The sequence below is a fragment of the Paenibacillus sp. B2(2019) genome (assembly GCF_008370385.1).
GTDB lineage: Bacteria > Bacillota > Bacilli > Paenibacillales > Paenibacillaceae > Paenibacillus_AQ.
This window is the reverse complement of the sequence record NZ_VTZR01000019.1, coordinates 208,273-227,994: the sequence shown is the minus strand read 5'-3', so window position 1 is coordinate 227,994 and position 19,722 is coordinate 208,273. Positions and strand designations below refer to the sequence as shown.

General features: G+C 43.8%; 19 protein-coding genes. All 19 read left to right on the top strand.

Annotation, left to right across the window (positions count from 1 at the left end; genetic code table 11):
* Positions 1-5: 5 nt before the first annotated feature.
* The 19 genes from PAENI_RS17325 to PAENI_RS17235 all read left to right on the top strand — a co-directional run bounded on the left by PAENI_RS17325 (position 6) and on the right by PAENI_RS17235 (position 19,582).
* The gene (locus PAENI_RS17325; RefSeq protein ID WP_076285425.1) at positions 6-467 is read left to right on the top strand and encodes a chemotaxis protein CheW; all 462 of its coding nucleotides are present in this window, start codon (positions 6-8) and stop codon (positions 465-467) included.
* Positions 468-503: 36 nt separating this feature from the next.
* A complete protein-coding gene (locus tag PAENI_RS17320) occupies positions 504-1,097 on the top strand; it encodes a chemotaxis protein CheC (RefSeq protein ID WP_371915738.1) in 594 nt (197 codons plus the stop codon).
* Positions 1,090-1,587 (top strand): chemotaxis protein CheD, encoded by a 498-nt coding sequence (locus PAENI_RS17315; protein ID WP_076285426.1) that lies wholly within the window; start codon positions 1,090-1,092, stop codon positions 1,585-1,587. The genes PAENI_RS17320 and PAENI_RS17315 overlap by 8 nt, the downstream gene beginning before the upstream one ends.
* A 2-nt stretch (positions 1,588-1,589) precedes the next feature.
* Positions 1,590-2,000: a hypothetical protein gene (locus PAENI_RS17310; RefSeq protein WP_052404338.1), complete on the top strand. Its 411-nt coding sequence runs from the start codon at positions 1,590-1,592 to the stop codon at positions 1,998-2,000.
* Between the two features lie 188 nt (positions 2,001-2,188).
* A complete protein-coding gene (locus tag PAENI_RS17305; RefSeq protein WP_042189430.1) occupies positions 2,189-2,977 on the top strand; it encodes a FliA/WhiG family RNA polymerase sigma factor in 789 nt (262 codons plus the stop codon).
* Between the two features lie 28 nt (positions 2,978-3,005).
* Complete coding sequence (locus tag PAENI_RS17300) at positions 3,006-4,409, top strand: flagellar assembly protein A (RefSeq protein WP_076299235.1); 1,404 nt, start codon at positions 3,006-3,008, stop codon at positions 4,407-4,409.
* Positions 4,410-4,558: 149 nt separating this feature from the next.
* Positions 4,559-4,870: a hypothetical protein gene (locus PAENI_RS17295; RefSeq protein WP_149646181.1), complete on the top strand. Its 312-nt coding sequence runs from the start codon at positions 4,559-4,561 to the stop codon at positions 4,868-4,870.
* Positions 4,871-4,909: 39 nt separating this feature from the next.
* A complete protein-coding gene (locus PAENI_RS17290) occupies positions 4,910-5,488 on the top strand; it encodes a hypothetical protein (RefSeq protein WP_149646133.1) in 579 nt (192 codons plus the stop codon).
* Positions 5,485-6,123 (top strand): endolytic transglycosylase MltG, encoded by a 639-nt coding sequence (locus PAENI_RS17285; protein WP_149646132.1) that lies wholly within the window; start codon positions 5,485-5,487, stop codon positions 6,121-6,123. Before PAENI_RS17290 ends, PAENI_RS17285 begins: the two co-directional genes overlap by 4 nt.
* A 161-nt stretch (positions 6,124-6,284) precedes the next feature.
* Positions 6,285-6,986 carry a 30S ribosomal protein S2 gene (rpsB, locus tag PAENI_RS17280; RefSeq protein ID WP_036688493.1) on the top strand — a complete coding sequence of 234 codons (702 nt, stop codon included), beginning with the start codon at positions 6,285-6,287 and terminating at the stop codon, positions 6,984-6,986.
* Between the two features lie 132 nt (positions 6,987-7,118).
* Positions 7,119-7,769, top strand: coding sequence for a translation elongation factor Ts (tsf, locus tag PAENI_RS17275; protein WP_042189425.1), 651 nt, complete (start codon positions 7,119-7,121; stop codon positions 7,767-7,769).
* Between the two features lie 105 nt (positions 7,770-7,874).
* Positions 7,875-8,603, top strand: a complete 729-nt coding sequence (pyrH, locus tag PAENI_RS17270; RefSeq protein WP_036688491.1) for a UMP kinase — start codon at positions 7,875-7,877, stop codon at positions 8,601-8,603.
* Positions 8,603-9,157, top strand: a complete 555-nt coding sequence (gene frr / locus PAENI_RS17265; protein ID WP_042189424.1) for a ribosome recycling factor — start codon at positions 8,603-8,605, stop codon at positions 9,155-9,157. The genes pyrH and frr overlap by 1 nt, the downstream gene beginning before the upstream one ends.
* Before the next feature lie 78 nt (positions 9,158-9,235).
* Positions 9,236-10,003 (top strand): undecaprenyl pyrophosphate synthase, encoded by a 768-nt coding sequence (uppS, locus tag PAENI_RS17260; protein WP_042189423.1) that lies wholly within the window; start codon positions 9,236-9,238, stop codon positions 10,001-10,003.
* 21 nt (positions 10,004-10,024) lie between these two features.
* Positions 10,025-10,828 (top strand): phosphatidate cytidylyltransferase, encoded by an 804-nt coding sequence (locus PAENI_RS17255; RefSeq protein WP_042189422.1) that lies wholly within the window; start codon positions 10,025-10,027, stop codon positions 10,826-10,828.
* Positions 10,829-10,848: 20 nt separating this feature from the next.
* Positions 10,849-11,988: a 1-deoxy-D-xylulose-5-phosphate reductoisomerase gene (locus tag PAENI_RS17250; RefSeq protein WP_042189421.1), complete on the top strand. Its 1,140-nt coding sequence runs from the start codon at positions 10,849-10,851 to the stop codon at positions 11,986-11,988.
* Positions 11,989-12,233: 245 nt separating this feature from the next.
* The gene (rseP, locus tag PAENI_RS17245; protein WP_042189420.1) at positions 12,234-13,508 is read left to right on the top strand and encodes an RIP metalloprotease RseP; all 1,275 of its coding nucleotides are present in this window, start codon (positions 12,234-12,236) and stop codon (positions 13,506-13,508) included.
* Positions 13,509-13,533: 25 nt separating this feature from the next.
* The gene (gene proS, locus PAENI_RS17240) at positions 13,534-14,982 is read left to right on the top strand and encodes a proline--tRNA ligase (protein WP_042189419.1); all 1,449 of its coding nucleotides are present in this window, start codon (positions 13,534-13,536) and stop codon (positions 14,980-14,982) included.
* Between the two features lie 271 nt (positions 14,983-15,253).
* Complete coding sequence (locus PAENI_RS17235; protein ID WP_149646131.1) at positions 15,254-19,582, top strand: PolC-type DNA polymerase III; 4,329 nt, start codon at positions 15,254-15,256, stop codon at positions 19,580-19,582.
* Positions 19,583-19,722 lie beyond the last annotated feature (140 nt).

Below are 19,722 nucleotides of genomic sequence, written 5' to 3'. Positions count from 1 at the left end.
GTTCCATGGCTGAAGATATTAAAGTGATAGTGTTCAAATTAGGTTCAGAGGAATACGGTATCGAAGTTGAGAAGGTACAAACCATTGAGCGCATGATGCCAATAACTCGTGTGCCTAAAACGTATTCGTTTATCAAGGGTGTAATTAATTTACGTGGTGTTGTTATCCCTGTGATTGACCTTCGAGGCCGCTTTGGGATCGAAGAGGCGGAGCAAACAGATCAGTCACGTGTAATTATCGTATCTGTTAATGAAATGGAAGTAGGTTTCATTGTAGATTCAGCAAATGATGTAATAGATTTGAACAGGGATTCTATCGATACACCTCCAGATGTTGTTGGCGGCATCAAAGCGAAGTATTTAGATGGGGTGGCCAAGATAGGTGAAGAGCGCTTGCTGATTATGCTTAATCTGTCAGAAGTGCTTAACAAAGGCGAAATCGTTCAATTAGAAAGCCTAGAGGGCTAACCTGTGGAATTATTTAAGCACTATAAGGATTTTAAAATGGATGTGCTTAAGGAAGTCGGGAATATTGGAGCTGGGAATGCAGCCACCGCATTATCACAGCTCTTGAATAAGCCGATTGATATGGCTGTTCCCAAGGTACAGCTTCTCAACTTTGAAGAGATTACGGACAAAGTTGGTGGAGCTGAAGAACTAGTATATGCAGTTTTCTTACGTGTGGAGGGAGAAGCTCCGGGCAACCTGTTTTTCATACTTTCCCCGGAAGCCGCTTTGAACTTACTCAGTCGCATTGCAGGCATCGAGATTTTGAGTGACCAAGAACTTGGAGAAATGGAACTTTCCGCGCTGAGTGAAATTGGAAATATATTAGCAGGATCGTACCTATCTTCTCTTGCAGACTTTACCTCACTTTCTATGTATCCAACAGTTCCTGCACTTGCTATGGATATGGCTGGAGCCATCCTAAGCTACGGTTTGCTGCAATTTGGGCAAATGGGTGACGATGCATTGTTGATCGATACTACCTTTTTTGAGGGGAAAAACGAAATTGAAGGGCAATTTTTCCTTATTCCCGATCCGGAATCATTCCCGAAAATCTTCAAATCGCTAGGAGTTCCGTTTGAAAATGATTGAAGAACAAAGCATCATTAAAGTAGGGATGGCAGATCTTAACATTGGAAGCCAGGATAGTTTGATTCGTACAACGGGTCTTGGCTCCTGCGTGGGATTGACATTGTTTGACCCTGGAAAAAAACTCGCGGGAATGGCGCATGTGATGCTCCCTACTTCTGAGATTGCTAGGGAAGGGCAATTAAACATCGCTAAGTTTGCAGATACTGCAGTGCCGGAGCTCTTATCCCGTTTGCTGGAGCTTGGTGCGGTTCGGAGTCGGATCGTAGCCAAGATGGCAGGAGGATCACAAATGTTTGCCTTTGCCGGGGGGAGCGACACCATGAGGATCGGGCCTCGTAATGTTGAATCTTGTAAACTTGCTCTTGAGCATTTGAAAATTCCGCTAATTGCGGAAGACACGGGCGGTAATTATGGCCGTACGATAGAAATTGCCTGCAACACTGGTGTATTGTTCATCCGCAGTGTGCAAAAAGGCGCTAAGGAAATATAAATATGAAGATGATAGGAAACATTTTTATAAACTTGCTGTTTGGTTTGATAGGTTTTGTATTCACTTTTTTTGTAACCTACAGTAATAATGTTCTCGGTACTAGTTTATTACGAAGCCTATTAGGATTTATCATCTGGTTTCTGCTTGCTTTCCTCCTAAGATGGGTATTGGGTTTTATCGTGTATCAATCATCACCTCCGGATGAACAGGATGTTGAGGGAGAAGAACTTGGTGCAAAGCTAGACATCAGTACCCCTAATGAGGATGAAGAGTTAATTAATCTACTCAAACCGAAGCCAGGACAAGGGAGTGGGAACAGTGAGGGGTTCAAGCCGCTCACACCCCCAAAACTAGTCTCTATGAAAGATCCTGAAGAATTGGCCAAGGCCGTTCGTCACCTGAAAGAAGAATAAGCGAGCGCTGTGGCGGAATCGGTTATCTTAAATATAAGAAAGTATAAGTTTCACGTTATACATTATCCTTATATTTCTCGCTTAAACGCTACCGTCCTCATAAGGATGCCGAAGGCGTTTATGCTTGTGACTAGGCAGGTTTCGCCGCGACAAGCTCTCTGACTAAACTTTGGGAAGGGTGAAAGCTATTGAACGAGCGTAAAGCTTCTCAATTGGAAACTGACGAGCTATGGGAGCAGTGGAAAGAACACAGTGACCCTGAAGCCAAAAAGAAGCTGATAGAGAGTTATCTCCATATTGTTGATTATGTATCCAGCCGTTTGGCTGTGGGATTGCCCAAAAATGTATCTAAAGATGATTTAGCCAGCAATGGAGTAATGGGATTAATTGATGCGATTGAAAAATTCGACTACAAACGGGGATTGCAGTTTCAGACCTATGCTTCCTGGCGCGTACGTGGTGCGATTTTAGATTCCTTACGTCAAAGTGATTGGGTCCCTAGATCTGTGCGAGAAAAAGCTAAAAAAATCGAGGACGCTTATCAGCAGTTGGAACAGAAGTATTTGAGATCCGTTAGTGATGAGGAAATGAGTCTATACCTGAATATTAGTGTAACTGAATTTCAAAATATGTTGCAGGATGTGGCTGTAATGTCACTATGTTCACTGGAAGACCCGATTCGTGAAGAGGAATCAGAGACCCGAATGTCCATACTGGTGGACGATAAAGCTAAGAATCCGGATAGCAAGGTAAATGAGTTCTACTTACGCGAAGCCCTCACCAAAGGTATTGAAAAATTAACGGTGAAAGAACGGACCGTTGTGTCCCTTTTATATTATGAAGATTTATCATTGAGCGAAATCGCAGAGGTCATGTCACTATCTCCTTCACGGATTTCGCAGCTTCATTCCAAGGCTATTTTGCGGCTGAGGGGAACGCTTGAGAAGAATCGCGATCTACTTATGCAGAACGATTAACCGTTAGTGGTGACAAGGGGGAGCAAAATTGATCGGTCAAAATGCTTTGGATCAGTACTTAAGTATTACTTTTTCGGATGACAAAGGGATCGCGTATTTGCAGTTCTCCAAAAAGGATGAGAATTTTTCCTGCTCTCCTACAGAATTGGAAAGCTTCCTGCACAGTCACAATATTCGCTACGGGGTCCAGCGTGATATTGTTGGACGTATTTGTAGTCATCCGGAGGAGTTTTTTTGGAGTAAAGTCGCTATTGCTACAGGCGAACCTGCAGTAAATGGAGTCGACGGAAGTATTATGCTTACTGTTGATCTGGAAGAGGATCGCAAGCCGCTTGAAAAAGCGGATGGTAAGGTGGATTATAAGGATTTAGTTCGGCTTCGTAACGTCCTCAAAGGAAAGCTGATAGCTAGAATTATCCCTGCTCAGCCTGGTAAGCATGGTAAGACTGTAACTGGTGATGAGCTTGCTTTCAGAGCTGGAAGGGAAGCTCATTTTAAAGTGGGCAAGAACGTACTCGTTGATAACAATGGAACCTCGATGTATGCCGCAATTGACGGTCTTGTTACTTTAACCGATAGCGGTAAAATCAATGTATTTCCTGTCTATGAAGTGAATGGTGATGTGGACTACAGTACTGGGAACATTGATTTTGTAGGTACCGTTGTTATTCGAGGAAACGTACTTTCAGGATTTTCTGTAAAGTCCGCCGGTGATATTCGTGTGGTTGGTGGAGTTGAAGGAGCGGAATTAATCTCTGGGGGATCCATCGAAATTACAGGTGGAATTATCGGCTATAACAAAGGACATGTAACTGCTGGGAAAAATGTTAAGGTCTCTTTCATTCAAGATGGTAATGTAACAGCTGGTGAAGATGTCATTGTATCCCAGAGCATTATGCATTCCAATATACGTGCGGGCAGAGACGTTCTTTGTAACGGAGCTAAGGGATTGATAGTTGGCGGAACTGTACAGTCTGGGGAAAGAGTCGTAGCACGTACCATAGGCAATACCATGTCCACAGCGACTTCTATTGAGGTAGGTGTAGTACCTGAGCTCAGAAATGAGATTAACGAGCTGCGTCAATCACTGCGTCAATTACTTGAAAATGAGGACAAAACCTCTAAAGCGTTGTATCTATTAAATCAATTGGCAACTAATGGTCAACTCCCTGCAGATAAAGTGGCACTTCGCGTTAAATTGAATGCTACTAAACAGTCTCATCAACGTGAGGAAAAAAGAATTAAAGAACGTGTACTAGAGATTGAAAGAATGCTAGAAGATACAGGCAGAGCTAGAGTTGAAGTGATCAAAACGATCTATGGCGGATCCAAAATTATGATCGGTAGATATACACGATTTGTAAAGGACCCCACAGAACGAGTTGTGTTTGTTTATAGTGAAGGTGATATATCCTTAACGCCATACAATTAATCGGGCGGGCAGCAATAGCGGCCGGCCATTCTTGAAATATAAGAAAGTATAAGTTTCACGTTATACATTATCCTTATATTTTTACGAGAAACGGTTATCGTCTTCATAAAGACGACAACATCGTTTCTTCTTATGAGAAGAGGGTTATGATGAGCCTAAAACCAGTGGAACTGCAAATTGCACTACCTCGGACTACGGAAGCGGGTAAGGTTCAGAATGAATCTCAGCAGCGCCCCGCTATTGATCAGCATCAACTGGCCGGACAAAATGTGAAACAAAGTCAGGAAATGACCATGCGAAGCGCTGAAGTGGATGAATCTTCTGAGTCTGCTTTACGCGATGGCGGAGATAAAGGCAATCATAATTCCGGAGGGAATCCTTCCTCGGAGAAACGTTCGAAGTCAGGTACTCGTGATGCGGAACATCCTTACAAAGGACAGCGCATTGATCTGAGTCTTTAATAAGTAATTATATTTGATATGTTAAAGGAGATAAGGCACTTGCAACCATGGGTGTATATTGTGCTAGTAGGTGTCGCCGCTATTCTTTATGCCCTTTTACTTCCGGCGCGTATGAAGGAAGGAAAAGCAGAGCAGCAAAGCCTCAAAGAAACGGAGGCAGCGCTTGAGCTATATATGGCTGACATAGAGCGCGAGAATGAAGAGCTAGCACAGTTGGTCAGCAGTATTAAACAGCAATCACAAACTAATCATGTAGCAATGCATGGGCAGATTAGTGATTTGCAGCATCAATTGACAGAATTACAGCAAAGCTCTTTATTACTAGAGGGCCGAGTAACTAATGAAGAAAAGCGGTTAAGAGAGTTGGAAGTTTCAGTTGAGAAGGGTTCGTATGCTAAGGTTGCGGCGATCGGAGACCCGTCTGCCGGAGCTGAATTGAGTTCAATACAACCAGAAGTGAAAGCGAAACCCATTAGTTCTATTAAATTGCGGTATCCACGATTATTTGAACTACATGAGCAGGGGAAATCGATAGACTCCATTGCCAAGACGGCTGGACTTCAGCGGGGAGAAGTGCAACTGATTCTGCAACTCGCCAAACAGGAGGAATCGGTATGATGAAGAACCGTTCTTTTTTGTTCGGTCTTGGCACAGGGCTAATTGCAGGCGCACTATTACTTCAGTTAATGATATCCGGTGGAGCGGCTCCACTCACCAAGGAACAGGTAATACAAGGTGCTGAGAAATTGAACTTGAAGGTTATCGACGAATCTACTGAACCACCTTCTGATGAGTCTGCTTTGGAGGACGCTGTTCAAGGTCAGAAGACAGACGGCGTTAATGAGGGAAGTAACGTGGAACCTTCTAAGCCTACAGTAGCGGCTTCTCCCGCTCCTGTAGTATCTCCTACAGTATCTGATAACCCTAATAAGGTTGTCCCTCCTAAAGAGCCCTCAACGCCTAAAGAAGGCACTATTGAGAAGCCAGAGGTCACTACTGCACCATCTGCTGTTGCGCCTGATAAGCCTAAAGCCACTGCGAATGCAGGGGTTGTTGTTCGTATACCTTCAGGTAGCACACTGACAAAAACAGCAGATATTTTGGAGAAGGCTGAAGTCATTAAGGACAAGGCTAGTTTTCTTAAAGCCGCCAATCAACGTCAGATCAATACGAAGATTCAATCGGGTTCTTACACCTTTAATAAAGACGAGAGTCTAGATTCTATACTAGAAAAATTAATAAGTTTTCAATGATCGTTGCATACACTAATAAAATATGGTATAGTAATTGACGGTGTTAAAACACACGCCGGTTGATTTCGACAAGGGGTGCTTTCTTCTGAAGAAAGTCTTGCTGAAAGATGACGCACGGCGGAGGAGACACACAATAAACCAAACTTAGGAGGTGTGTGAAGATGGCAGTAATCTCCATGAAACAGCTTCTAGAAGCTGGGGTACACTTCGGTCACCAGACTCGTCGTTGGAACCCAAAGATGGATCGTTATATCTTCACTGAAAGAAACGGAATTTACATTATTGACTTGCAAAAAACAGTCAAGAAGGTAGAAGAAGCTTACAACTTTGTAAAAAGCGTCGCTGGTGACAACGGCACAATCCTATTCGTAGGAACAAAGAAACAAGCACAAGATTCCGTAAAAGAAGAAGCAGAACGTTCCGGTATGTTCTTCATTAACCAACGTTGGTTGGGCGGAACTCTTACTAACTTCCAAACTATCCAAAAACGTATTGATCGTTTGAAGAAATTGGAATCTTGGGAAGAGGACGGCACTTTCGAAGTTCTACCTAAGAAAGAAGTTATCCTTCTTCGCAAAGAGAAAGATCGTCTTGAAAAATTCTTGGGCGGTATCAAGAACATGAAAGGTCTACCAAGCGCGTTGTTCATTATTGACCCGCGTAAAGAGCGTATTGCAGTTGCAGAAGCTCGCAAATTGGGTATTCCAATCGTAGCTATCGTTGATACTAACTGTGATCCAGACGAAATCGACTACGTAATTCCAGGTAACGACGACGCTATCCGCGCCGTGAAATTGTTGACTGGTAAAATGGCAGACGCTGTTGTTGAAGCTCACCAAGGCGAAGACACAACTACTGCTTAAGTAGCGACTAACACATACAAGAACTTAAATGAAAAGGGTGGTTGGCAGGTGGATAACCTCTCACTGCCCTTTTTTTAGGATAAAAGCCTTGAATAATGTAAGAAAACGACAATTACCTGGAGGGAATAAACAATGGCAGTTGATGCAAAAGCAGTAAAAGAACTTCGTGAAAGAACAGGCGCTGGTATGCTTGATTGTAAAAAAGCGCTTGAAGAAGCTAATAACGATATCACTAAAGCGGCTGAATTGCTTCGTGAAAAAGGTTTGTCCGCAGCAGCAAACAAAGCAGGACGTATTGCTACTGAAGGCGTTGTAGAATCTTACATCCACGCTGGCGGCCGTATTGGTGTACTTGTAGAAATCAACTGCGAAACTGACTTTGTAGGTAAAACAGATTCCTTCAAAGATTTTGCTCGCGATATCGCTATGCAAATCGCTGCAGCAAACCCACGTTATGTTCGTCGTGAAGAAGTTCCACAAGAAGATGTAGAAAAAGAAAAAGAAATCCTGAAAGCTCAAGCTTTGAATGAAGGTAAGCCTGAGAAAATCATTGAAAAAATGGTTGAAGGACGTATTGGTAAATATTACGAAGAATATTGCTTGCTTGAGCAAACCTTCGTTAAAGACCCAGACAAAACGATCTCCCAATTGCTGAACGAAAAAATCAGCACAATCGGAGAAAACATCTCGATCCGTCGTTTTGCTCGTTTTGAACTAGGCGAAGGTTTGGAAAAGAAAGTGGATAACTTTGTTGAAGAAGTTATGGCACAAGTAAATAATTAATATCAGCTTCATCATAAATGTGAAGAATTGAATAAAGGCAAGCATCAGAAGAGCGGAACACGTACACGTAGTGTTCCGTCTTTTGCAGAAAGTGAGGGTATACATTTGGAACAGCCGGTATTTAAGAGAGTAGTCCTTAAGGTAAGTGGAGAGTCTTTGGCAGGACAAAACGGATATGGTATTGATGCCGACATGATTATTTCCATCGCTGAACAGATCAAGGAAGTTGTAGAGCTTGGCGTTCAGGTTGCGATTGTTTGTGGTGGAGGTAACATTTGGCGCGGGATCGCTGGTAGTGCAAGTGGCATAGATCGCGCTACTGCAGATTATATGGGCATGCTGGCAACAGTAATGAATTCACTTGCTCTGCAGGATGCATTAGAACAAATCGATGTGCCAACAAGAGTGCAGACTTCGATCTCGATGCAGCAAATTGCTGAACCATACATTCGTCGTCGTGCGATTCGCCACTTGGAGAAGGGCCGTGTTGTTATTTTTGCAGCAGGCACAGGTAACCCTTTCTTCTCTACAGATACTACTGCAGCACTTAGAGCAGCAGAAATCGAAGCAGAAGTTATTCTGATGGCGAAGAACAAGGTTGATGGTGTATATTCAGCAGATCCGTTTAAAGACAGCACAGCCGAGAAATTTGAACAGCTCACTTACATGGATGTTCTGAACAAAAACCTTGGTGTTATGGATTCCACAGCTTCATCTCTATGCATGGATAATAATATACCGCTCATTGTATTTGCCATTACTGAACAAGGCAATATCAAACGTGTCGTTCTCGGTGAGAAGATCGGAACGATTGTTAAAGGGAGTGTAGATTAATGCCACAATCGGTCAAAAAAAATGCCGAAGAGCGTATGGAAAAAGCGATTTCATCGCTGAAACGTGACTTGGCAACATTGCGTGCAGGACGTGCAACAACATCACTGCTAGATCGCATTCAAGTTGAATATTATGGTTCCCCAACTCCAATCAATCAGCTGGCGAACATCAGTACTCCGGATTCCCGGACACTGTTAATCCAGCCGTGGGACAAAACATCGATGTCTGACATTGAACGGGCGATTATGAAATCGGATATCGGTTTGACGCCTGCTAATGACGGCACAATCATTCGTCTTTCTATCCCTCCGCTGACTGAAGAACGTCGGACGGATTTGGTGAAATTGACGAAGAAATTTGGTGAAGAAGCGAAAGTAGCGATCCGCAACATTCGCCGTGATGCCAACGATGATATTAAGAAGATGGAGAAAAACGGTATCTCGGAAGATGAGTCCCGTGGCCATCAGGAAGACATTCAAAAGACAACGGATAAGTTCATAGCCGAGGTCGACAAAGTGCTTGTATCCAAAGAAAAAGAGATTATGGAAGTATAAAGATATTCTAGAGACTTAAGGCCCCTCCGTTAATGGTGGGGTTTGTCTCTTTCTGATAAGAGCTTGGAGGAAACGGAAATGATCAAACGGGTTCAAGCGTGGCTGAGCCGTAAAGACAGGCAACAGCCAGTCGAGATTTCACCGGATAACATTCCCCGGCACGTGGCTGTTATTATGGACGGCAATGGGCGTTGGGCTAAGCGTCGCGGGTTGCCGCGCGTTGTGGGTCATCAGAATGGCATGAAGGCTGTTAAACGTGCTACAATCGCTGCAGACGAACTGGGTGTTGAGTTTTTGACGATGTATGCGTTCTCGACAGAAAATTGGAAACGACCAAAGGAAGAAGTCGATTATCTGATGCGCTTGCCAGTGGAGTTTCTAGCCATTGAGCTTGATGAACTGATTGAGAAGAATGTCCAAGTACGTATGATGGGGGATACTGATGCATTACCTTCATATACACGCAAGGCTATGGAAGAAGCGGTTTCCCGAACACAGGGCAATACTGGACTTATATTGAATTTTGCTCTTAATTATGGGGGACGTAAAGAAATTGAGGACTGCATGCGCAGCATTGGTAAGGACATCCAATCAGGGGCTTTGTCACCGGAAGATATTACGACTGATCTAATCGATAGCCGAATGTTATCTGGTGGGTTACCAGATCCGGATTTGCTTATACGTACAAGCGGAGAAATGCGACTTAGCAATTTCATGCTATGGCAGCTTGCTTATAGTGAGCTGTGGTTTACTGATGTGTATTGGCCTGAATTTGATAAGGAGCATTTGCATCAGGCAGTTGCTGAATATCAACGCCGTACACGCCGTTATGGTGGACTGAAGTAGCTTGATAGGAGATGGAAACCTTTGAAGCAGCGATTGATTACCGGAATTGTTGCCGGAGCACTATTTTTAGGCTTATGCGTGTTGGGAAACTGGCCATACCAGTTGTTACTTACTGCCATGGCTTTTATCGGGTTTTATGAATTTGTGAAAATGATAGGGATACCTGCGCTTTCCGGTTCTACCGTTCTTGGTTATGCAGCCATTCTAAGTTTTATGATCCCTTGGAATTTGCTTGGGATCTCTGCACCCTTATCGTGGGAACAAGGAATTTGGATTCTGCTGCTGTTGTTCCTTTTAGTTACAGTTTTTACTAAAAACAAATTAGATATTCGAGTAACAGCCTTGCTGTTTACTGGTATAGTATACATTGGAATGGGTTTTTCTTATATGGCCATGGCTCGTGCATCGGATGACGGACATGGTTTGTTCTGGACTTTTTTACTCCTTTTCTGCATTTGGGGTAGTGATGCCGGGGCTTACTTTGTTGGAAGAAGCATGGGGAAGAACAAACTTTGGCCTGCCATCAGTCCCAACAAAACGGTGGAAGGTGCAGTAGGTGGGGTACTGATCTCGATGCTAATCGCGATCGTATTTGCAATATTTGCTCCTGAACATCTAGCGATAGGACGAGCGCTACTTATAGGGCTTTCTTGTGCGGTCTTGGGTCAGCTTGGTGATCTTGTGCAATCTGCCTATAAACGTGCGTATGGTATCAAAGATTCAGGCACACTTCTGCCAGGTCACGGTGGTATTCTTGATCGATGTGACAGCTGGATTATCGTATTTCCATTCGTACATATCCTAACGCTCATGCCTTACTATTAACGGAAGGAGAGGGTATAACTATGAAAAAAATAAGTGTTCTTGGTTCCACAGGTTCGATCGGCACTCAGACTCTAGATGTCATCGCTATGCACCCAGACTCTTTTCAAGTAGATGGCTTGGCAGCTGGAACGAATACAGCGTTATTACTGGAACAAGTTCGTCGGTTTAATCCTCGTCGTGTTTCTGTTGCAACAAAGGAGTTGGCAGATGAGATTAGATCCAGTCTGCCTTCTGGCATACAGCTATACAGCGGGAATGAAGGTCTTGTTGAGGTGGCAGCTGGTGGAGATGCCGAAATGGTCGTAACGGCTGTTATGGGTAGTGTAGGCCTCCAATCCACGTTAGCTGCGATCGAAGCAGGCAAACATATTGGACTAGCTAATAAAGAGACTTTGGTAACGGCAGGACACCTCGTCACTGATCTAGCTAACCGTAAGGGTGTTAAGTTGTTACCTATTGATAGCGAGCATTCTGCTATTTTTCAGTGCTTAAATGGTGAGAATCTCGCGGATATTGCTTGCATCACTTTAACGGCTTCTGGTGGATCCTTCCGGGATTTCACTCGTGATCAACTCAAGAATGTAACAGTAGAAGATGCACTTCGTCATCCGAATTGGAGCATGGGCGCGAAAATCACGATTGATTCTGCTACAATGGTGAATAAAGGGCTTGAGGTGATTGAAGCGCATTGGCTATTTGGTCTACCTTATGAACAAGTAAATGTACTTTTGCATCCAGAGAGTATCATTCACTCATATGTGGAGTTCCGCGATAGCAGCATTATTGCTCAGCTTGGTAATCCCGATATGCGTGTCCCGATTCAATATGCGCTCACGTATCCCGAACGCTGGGAATCGCCGGCACAGCGTTTGTCGTTAGCTGAAGTTGGACGTTTGACTTTCCGAGAAATGGACTATGAACGATTCCCTGCGCTTAAGCTAGCCATGGATTGTGGAAAAGCTGGAGGGACAGCTACTACTGCTTTTAATGCCGCGAATGAAATTGCTGTTGCTCGTTTCTTGAGTCATGAGATCCCATTCCTGCGCATTGAGGAGATCATCGGGGAAGTGCTGCATCGTCATATTAACGAGGACAATCCGAATTTGGAACAAATTGAATCCTGTGATAAGCGTGTTCGTGAGCTGGCAGCAACGCTGTAGAAGGTAGAAAGTTCTCTTTTTAAAAATATAAGAAAGTATAAGTTTCACTATACATTATCCTTATATTTCTCGCGTAAACGCGTACCGTCTCCTTAAGGGACGCCGATGGCGTTAATGCTTGACTGGAAATACTTACTTTGCCCTAAAAATAGGTTGGGACAGTTGATTCTCTTGTGCCTGATCGGAGAATAATGATAAATTAAGAGGACATACTTCGGTCTTACACCTAAAGGGGGATGATACGTTTGGAAATGGTTCAAGTCGTTTTATTAACGGTGCTCATGTTTTTTGTCCTGGTGACTGTACATGAATGGGGTCACTATTATTTTGCCAAACGCGCCGGTATTCTCGTGAGGGAATTTGCTATCGGTTTCGGTCCGAAACTGTTTTCTTATAAACGGAATGAGACACAGTTCACTTTGCGTTTACTGCCTTTTGGCGGTTATGCTCGGATGGCTGGTGAAGATCCAGAAATTATTGAAATTGGCTCAGGACAGACCATTGCAGTAAGACTCGGTCAGGATAACAAAGTGAAAAATATTTATCTGGACGCACTGGATACACGTAAAAATGTTATCCGTGGTGAGGCTTTGCATACTGATCTTGAAAATGATCTGCAAATCCGCTTGGATGTGGATGGCGAAGTTACTACTTATGATGTTCATCCTCAAGCGATGATGATTAAAGGGACGCAACAGACTCAAATTGCGCCTAAAGATCGTCAATTCGGTAGTAAAACCGTGGGTCAGCGTGCATTGGCTATTGTTGCGGGTCCGGTGATGAACTTCCTATTAGCCTTTGTTCTGTTTGCCATCCATTTGCAAATGGTTGGGATTCCGGTGGAGAATCCTACTTATGTAAAGATCGGTGATGTCTCTGAAGGAATGCCTGCACAAGAGGCGGGATTGCAGAAGGGTGACATTATTGTCTCCATCAACGGTGAGAAGATTGGTGCCGATTACCAAAAAATGATTGACTTAACCTCGGAGTCCAAAGGGAAAGAAATGAAATGGATGCTGCAACGTGGTGATGAGACCCTTAATGTGACTCTCGTTCCTCGTAGCATGGAGGGACAAGAAGGCGGTAAAATCGGGATTACACCTGAGCTTCCTACCCGCAAAGCAGGGGTTGGAGAGACGTTGACAGGTTCAGGTAAAGCTATGGTCGATACGACGGAAGCTATCTTTCTGGGCTTTAAGCAATTGATCAATAAATTCAATATGGATGATATTGGAGGTCCGGTTCGTACCTTTGAAGTAACCGGTCAAATTGCCCAACAAGGCATTCAGTATCTTACCTATTGGGCTGCTATCCTAAGCTTGTATCTGGGGATTTTCAACCTATTACCGATTCCAGCACTCGATGGAAGCCGTCTGGCGTTCCTAGGTGTGGAGGCATTACGCGGTAAACCTGTAGATCCGAGTCGTGAAGGTATGGTTCACTTTGTCGGATTTGCACTGTTATTTTTATTAATGATTGCTGTTACGTATAATGATATTTTACGTTTGATCAGCGGCTAATTTTCTTCGGGAGGCATTCCATTACATGGCAAAAGATAAGCAATTCGTTACGGAAATCACGCCGCAAAGCGAGGATTTCTCACGCTGGTATATTGATGTTATAAAAAAAGGAGACTTGATGGACTACTCTCCTGTTCGTGGCTGTATCGTATTTAAGCCAGAGGGCTATGAAATATGGGAGCATATTCAGGAGGAAATGAACCGTCGCCTCAAGGAAACTGGGCATCGTAATGCTTATTTTCCAGTGTTCATTCCAGAGAGTTTCTTTCAAAAGGAAAAGGATCATATTGAAGGCTTTAATCCCGAACTGCCATGGGTAACTGAGGCTGGTGGAGACGTGCTTGAAGAACGTCTGGCTGTCCGTCCTACTTCTGAGACCATGTTCGGGCACATGTATTCCAAATGGATTCAGTCCTATCGTGACCTTCCTGTACTTATCAATCAATGGGCGAACGTGGTTCGTTGGGAGAAGCGTACTTTACCATTTATCCGCACTACTGAGTTTCTTTGGCAAGAAGGGCATACTGCGCATGAGAATGAAGCCGAAGCTCGTGAAGAAACCATGAAGATGTTGGATAACTACCGTGATTTTGCCGAGACATTCCTTGCCATTCCGGTGATCACTGGACAAAAGACACCTTCCGAGCGTTTTGCTGGTGCAGTAGATACGTATTCTATTGAAGCGATGATGAAAGATGGACGTGCTGTTCAGGCTGCTACCTCACATTACTTGGGTACCAAGTTTGCAACAGCATTTGAGATCCAGTATTTGAGCCGCGACAATAATTTAGAATATGTGCATACGACCTCATGGGGATCCACTACACGCTTGATTGGTTCGTTGATTATGGTGCATGGCGATGACCGTGGTCTTGTTCTGCCACCTAAGGTAGCGCCAACTCAAGTGATTATGATTCCGATCGGACCTCCTAAAACTCGTGAAGCCGTGATTGGACGGACAGACGAGCTGTTCAAGGAGCTGAAGAACGCAGGTGTTCGTGTACGTGTGGATGATCGTTCGGATGTAACGCCAGGTTGGAAGTTCAATGAATATGAAATGCGCGGTATACCTGTGCGCTTGGAGCTTGGACCACGCGATATGGAGAATGGCGTTTGCGTTATCGTATCCCGTGTCACAGGTGAGAAGAAGGTAATTCAGCAGGAGAACCTTGTTGAAGAGGTACAAGCAATGCTCGAGCAGGTTCATAATGAAATGTTCGAACGTGCCCTGAAATTCCGTGAGGACCATTTCTATTCTGTAGATTCCTTGGAAGAAATGAAAGCTTCAATGGAAGAAAAACGCGGCTTTGCACTAGCTGGCTGGTGTGGTTCCGAAGAATGCGAGTCCAAAGTTAAGGAAGAGACAGGTGCGGGTAGCCGCAACATTCCTTTCGATCCGGCGGAGAAGAAGCAAGTCTGCATTTGCTGTGGCAAACCAGCTGAGCATACAGTGGTTTTTGCAAAGGCATATTAATCTTTTGGTACCGATCAACAGTCTTGTAGTATTTTAATCTAGCTTCTGGAGAGAGGAGTCAGCGGGCCGAAAAAACCCAATGCTTTTTGAATCCAGAAGCTTTTTAAAATATAAGAATTTATAGGCTTACGTAATAAATTATCCTTTTATTTCTCGCATAAACACTTACCGTCCTCATAAGGACGCCGAAGGCGTTTATGCTTGTCATATTGTACTTTCACTGAATATCATTGATTGTGTTTTACGGAGTTATCAAAGGTGGGAGGAAAGCATGGAACAAAACCAGGAGAGAAGAAAAAGATTCGAGCTCTTGATGAAGCAAGGTGAAATTCCACCTGCAATTATGGATCCCTACTTTTTAGATGGATATATAGAGCGTGTAGAGATCAGCCGTGGTAACCGAGACTGGCAAATTGTGATTGCGAAAGAAAGTCTGGTTCCAGCGCAGGTATACCGGACATTTTGCCTCAGAATGCGCGAGAAGCTACAGCATATAGCCAAAGTAAGCTTTTTATTCGTATATGATCAAAAAGTTAGTAGAGCAGAGCTAGTCCAAGAATATTGGGGATTGTTTCTGGAGTGGGTGACTCGCGAGATCCCTTCGGTTAATGGCTGGCTGACACGTTCTACCCAAGAGCTTAAAGATGACACTTTAATGCTGACGATGAGTGACTCCACTTCTATGGAGCTGGCTCGTAAAAAAGGCATCGATGGGGCAATTATTAAATTTTATAATAAGTATTTCGGTCTCTCCTTAAAAGTTAAAGTGCTAATGGCAGAGAACGAAAATAATAATGTTGAAGCATACGAAGAATTTCAGCAAAAGCTTCAGCAAGAACAACGCGAGATCGTTGAGCAGATGATGACTGCTGTAGAAACAGAAGCTCCTGCTGATGATAGCGATCCTAATGAAGTAATTAAGCTTCAAGTGGGGTATGAAATTAAGGAACAGGCCGTGCCGATTCTTGAAATTCAAGATGAAGAGAAGAAAATTACAATTCAGGGTACCATTTTTGGTCTGGATCGTAAGGAACTTCGCAATGGCAGTACTTTGTTCACCTTCAGTTTGACCGATTTCACGGATTCTCTACAAATGAAGATGTTCGCGAAGACTAAAGATGATCTGAAGGTTATGAGTCAGCTAGCAAACGGTAAATGGGTAAGAGCACGCGGAAAAGTTGAATATGACCGTTTTATGCAGATTCCTGAGCTGGTGATGATCCCTTCGGATTTAACGGAAGTTAAGGCACCGCCTGCGCGTAAAGATACGGCTCCTAAGAAACGGGTGGAATTCCACCTTCACACTACGATGAGTACGATGGATGCGGTCACTCCGATCACTACCTATGTCAAAACAGCTTCCCAGTGGGGGCATCCTGCGATTGCTATTTCTGATCATGGCGGAGTTCAGGCTTTTCCTGATGCGAACCATGCAGCTCATAAGCATAAGATAAAAATGATTTATGGCGTGGAAGCCAATGTTGTGAATGACTCTGTGAATATTGTCGAGAATGCTCAGCCTTTGGACTTGAAGACAGCTACCTATGTAGTGTTTGATATAGAGACCACGGGGTTATCGATTACCCGCAATAATATTACGGAGCTGGCGGCCATTAAAATGTGCGAAGGCAAAGAAGTAGACCGTTATTCTACTTTTGTTAATCCGCATGAGAAGATCCCTTATCATATTCAGCAATTGACCAATATTACGGATGAAATGGTTAAGGATGCTCCTGATCTTGAACCAGTGCTGCGTAAGTTTGTTGAATTTGTGGGTGATAGTATCCTTGTTGCTCATAACGCCAGATTTGATATGGGTTTTATTCAGGCCTCGTTACGTAAAATAGGTGAACCTGTGCTTCCGAATCCATCTCTTGATACGCTTGAGCTCGCTCGGTTACTATATCCAAGCATGAAGAATCACAGGCTGAACACATTAGCCGATAAATATAAAGTTCTTCTGGAAAGCCATCACCGTGCGATTGATGATACCATAGCGCTCGGCGGTATATTAACAGGATTGCTCGCAGATGCTGAAAAGATGAAGGGCATGACCCGCCTTGATCGACTAAACGATTATGTGGGTAATGATCTTTCGAACACAAGACCGTTCCACTGTAATATTTATGCACTTAATCAAGTAGGCAAAAAAAATCTCTATAAGCTCATTTCCATGTCACATACGGAATATTTCAAACGTGTACCTTGTATTCCGAAATCCAAGCTGGAAGAGCATAGAGATGGACTGCTCGTGATTTCCGGTTGTGAACGTGGAGAGTTTTTTGAAGCAGTACTCAACAAAACGACTGAGGAAGCCATGGAGGTTGCTCATTTTTATGATGTGCTGGAGATTCAGCCATTGACCATGTACATGCACTTAGTGGACAAGGGCTTTGTAGCAGGCCCTGATGAGCTTCGCGATGTAGTCCGCAAGGTTTGCGAAATAGGGGAACAGTTGAATAAACCTGTTATCGCAACGGGGAATGTGCATTATCTTGAACCCCGGGACAAGCTGTATCGTGATATTACGATTAATGGGATCACAGGCTTTAGTCCGCTTAAAGACCAACGCAAACCGGATGCACACTTCCGCACAACGGATGAAATGCTGTCTGAATTCGAATTTCTCGGTGCTGAAAAAGCGATGGAAGTCGTGGTTTCAAATACAGTTGAGCTGGCAGAACGTTTTGAAGAGCTGGAGCTATTTCCAGATAAGCTATTTACACCAATTCTTGAAGGGGCGGACGAAGAAATTCGCGAGACCTGTTATAACACTGCCAAATCCATTTATGGCGAAGAACTACCTGAAGTAGTTATTGCCCGTTTGGAGAAAGAGCTTGCACCGATTATTAAATTCGGGTTCTCTGCCAACTATTTGATTTCTGAACGTCTCGTTAAAAAATCAAATCGAGATGGATATCTCGTAGGCTCGCGGGGTTCTGTAGGCTCTTCTGTAGTAGCTACATTTCTTGGAATTTCAGAAGTTAATCCTTTGCCTGCGCATTATATTTGCCTAAACCCCGAGTGTCGCCATAGTGAATGGTTCCTGGACGGTAGTGTGCGTAGCGGATTCGATTTACCAGATAAAGTCTGCCCGGATTGCGGTCAGAAGCTCAAAGGTGAAGGCCAGGATATTCCGTTCGAGACCTTCCTTGGATTTAAAGGGGATAAAGTTCCCGATATCGACTTGAACTTCTCAGGGGAATATCAGCCGAATGCACATAACTTTACCAAAGAAATGTTTGGTGAGAAAAATGTATTCCGTGCCGGAACGATTGGTACCGTGGCTGAGAAGACAGCCTTCGGATTTGCAAAAAAATACGAAGAACTTCACCAGAAACGTTGGCGAGGAGCTGAAGTTGGCCGTCTGGCGGCCGGCTGTACAGGCGTTAAACGTAGTACGGGACAGCATCCGGGTGGTATAGTCGTTGTTCCAGACTATATGGAGGTAGAAGATATTACGCCAGTACAATTCCCGGCGGATGATGTCAATGCCGAATGGAAGACCACACACTTTGATTATCACGCTTTTGATGCTAACTTGCTGAAGCTTGATATTCTGGGTCATGATGATCCGACGATGATGCGGATGCTGCAGGATTTGACAGGTGTTGATCCAACTTCTATCCCGATGAATGATCCGAAAGTAATGAGCATGTTTAACTCTACAGATGCACTTGGAGTGAGACCTGATGAAATCAGATCACCGGTTGCGACATATGGTGTGCCCGAAATGGGTACCAAGTTCGTACGTCAAATGCTTATTGAGTCGAAACCGTCCAGCTTTGCTGACTTACTGCAAATATCAGGTTTGTCTCATGGTACTGGAGTTTGGCTTGGTAACGCGCAAGAGCTTATAAAGAATAACACTTGTAACATTAAGACCGTTATCGGTTGTCGGGATGACATCATGCTCTTCTTAATTTATAAAGCGGGAATGGATGCGAGCTTGGCCTTTAAAATTACCGAGAGTGTTCGTAAAGGTAAAGGTTTATCTGACGAATGGATCGAGGAAATGAAAAAGTGCAAGGTTCCACAATGGTATATTGATTCTTGTCTGAAGATTCAATACATGTTCCCGAAGGCGCATGCTGCTGCATACGTAATTTCTGCAGTGCGTACCGCCTACTTCAAGCTGTATCATCCTATTGAATATTATGCGACTTATTTCTCTGTACGTGCAGCAGATTTTGATATTGAATTGTGCTGTAAGGGATATGAAGCGATCAACCGTCAGATCGTAGAAATTGAGCAAAAAGGATTTCAAGCTTTGCCTAAGGAAAAGGCTATGTTGCCTGTCCTTGAGATGGCTTTGGAGATGACGGCACGTGGGTTTACATTCAAAAACATTGATCTTTACCGTTCGGAAGCGAATAAGTTTATTGTTGATGACAAGAGTTTGATTCCTCCGTTTTCCGCATTAGCGGGAATTGGTGAGAATGCTGCTATCAACATTGCCGCTGCGAAAGATGCCGGGGAGTTCCTTTCTATTGAGGATTTCCAGCAAAAATCCAAGGCGAGTAAGACAGTTATTGAGCTGCTAACCAATATGGGCTGCTTCCGCGGCTTACCGGAGAGCAATCAACTTTCCCTATTTTAAAGGCTTTAACAACACTTATTTCATGGCTAGAAAAGAGAGCTCCAAAGGGGGAGTCAAGGGCTAGCACTTGTCAGTCCAGACTCACTATGGTATAATTTCTTTGGTAATAATGAGATAAGTCCGTTGTGTAAAGAGTGGGG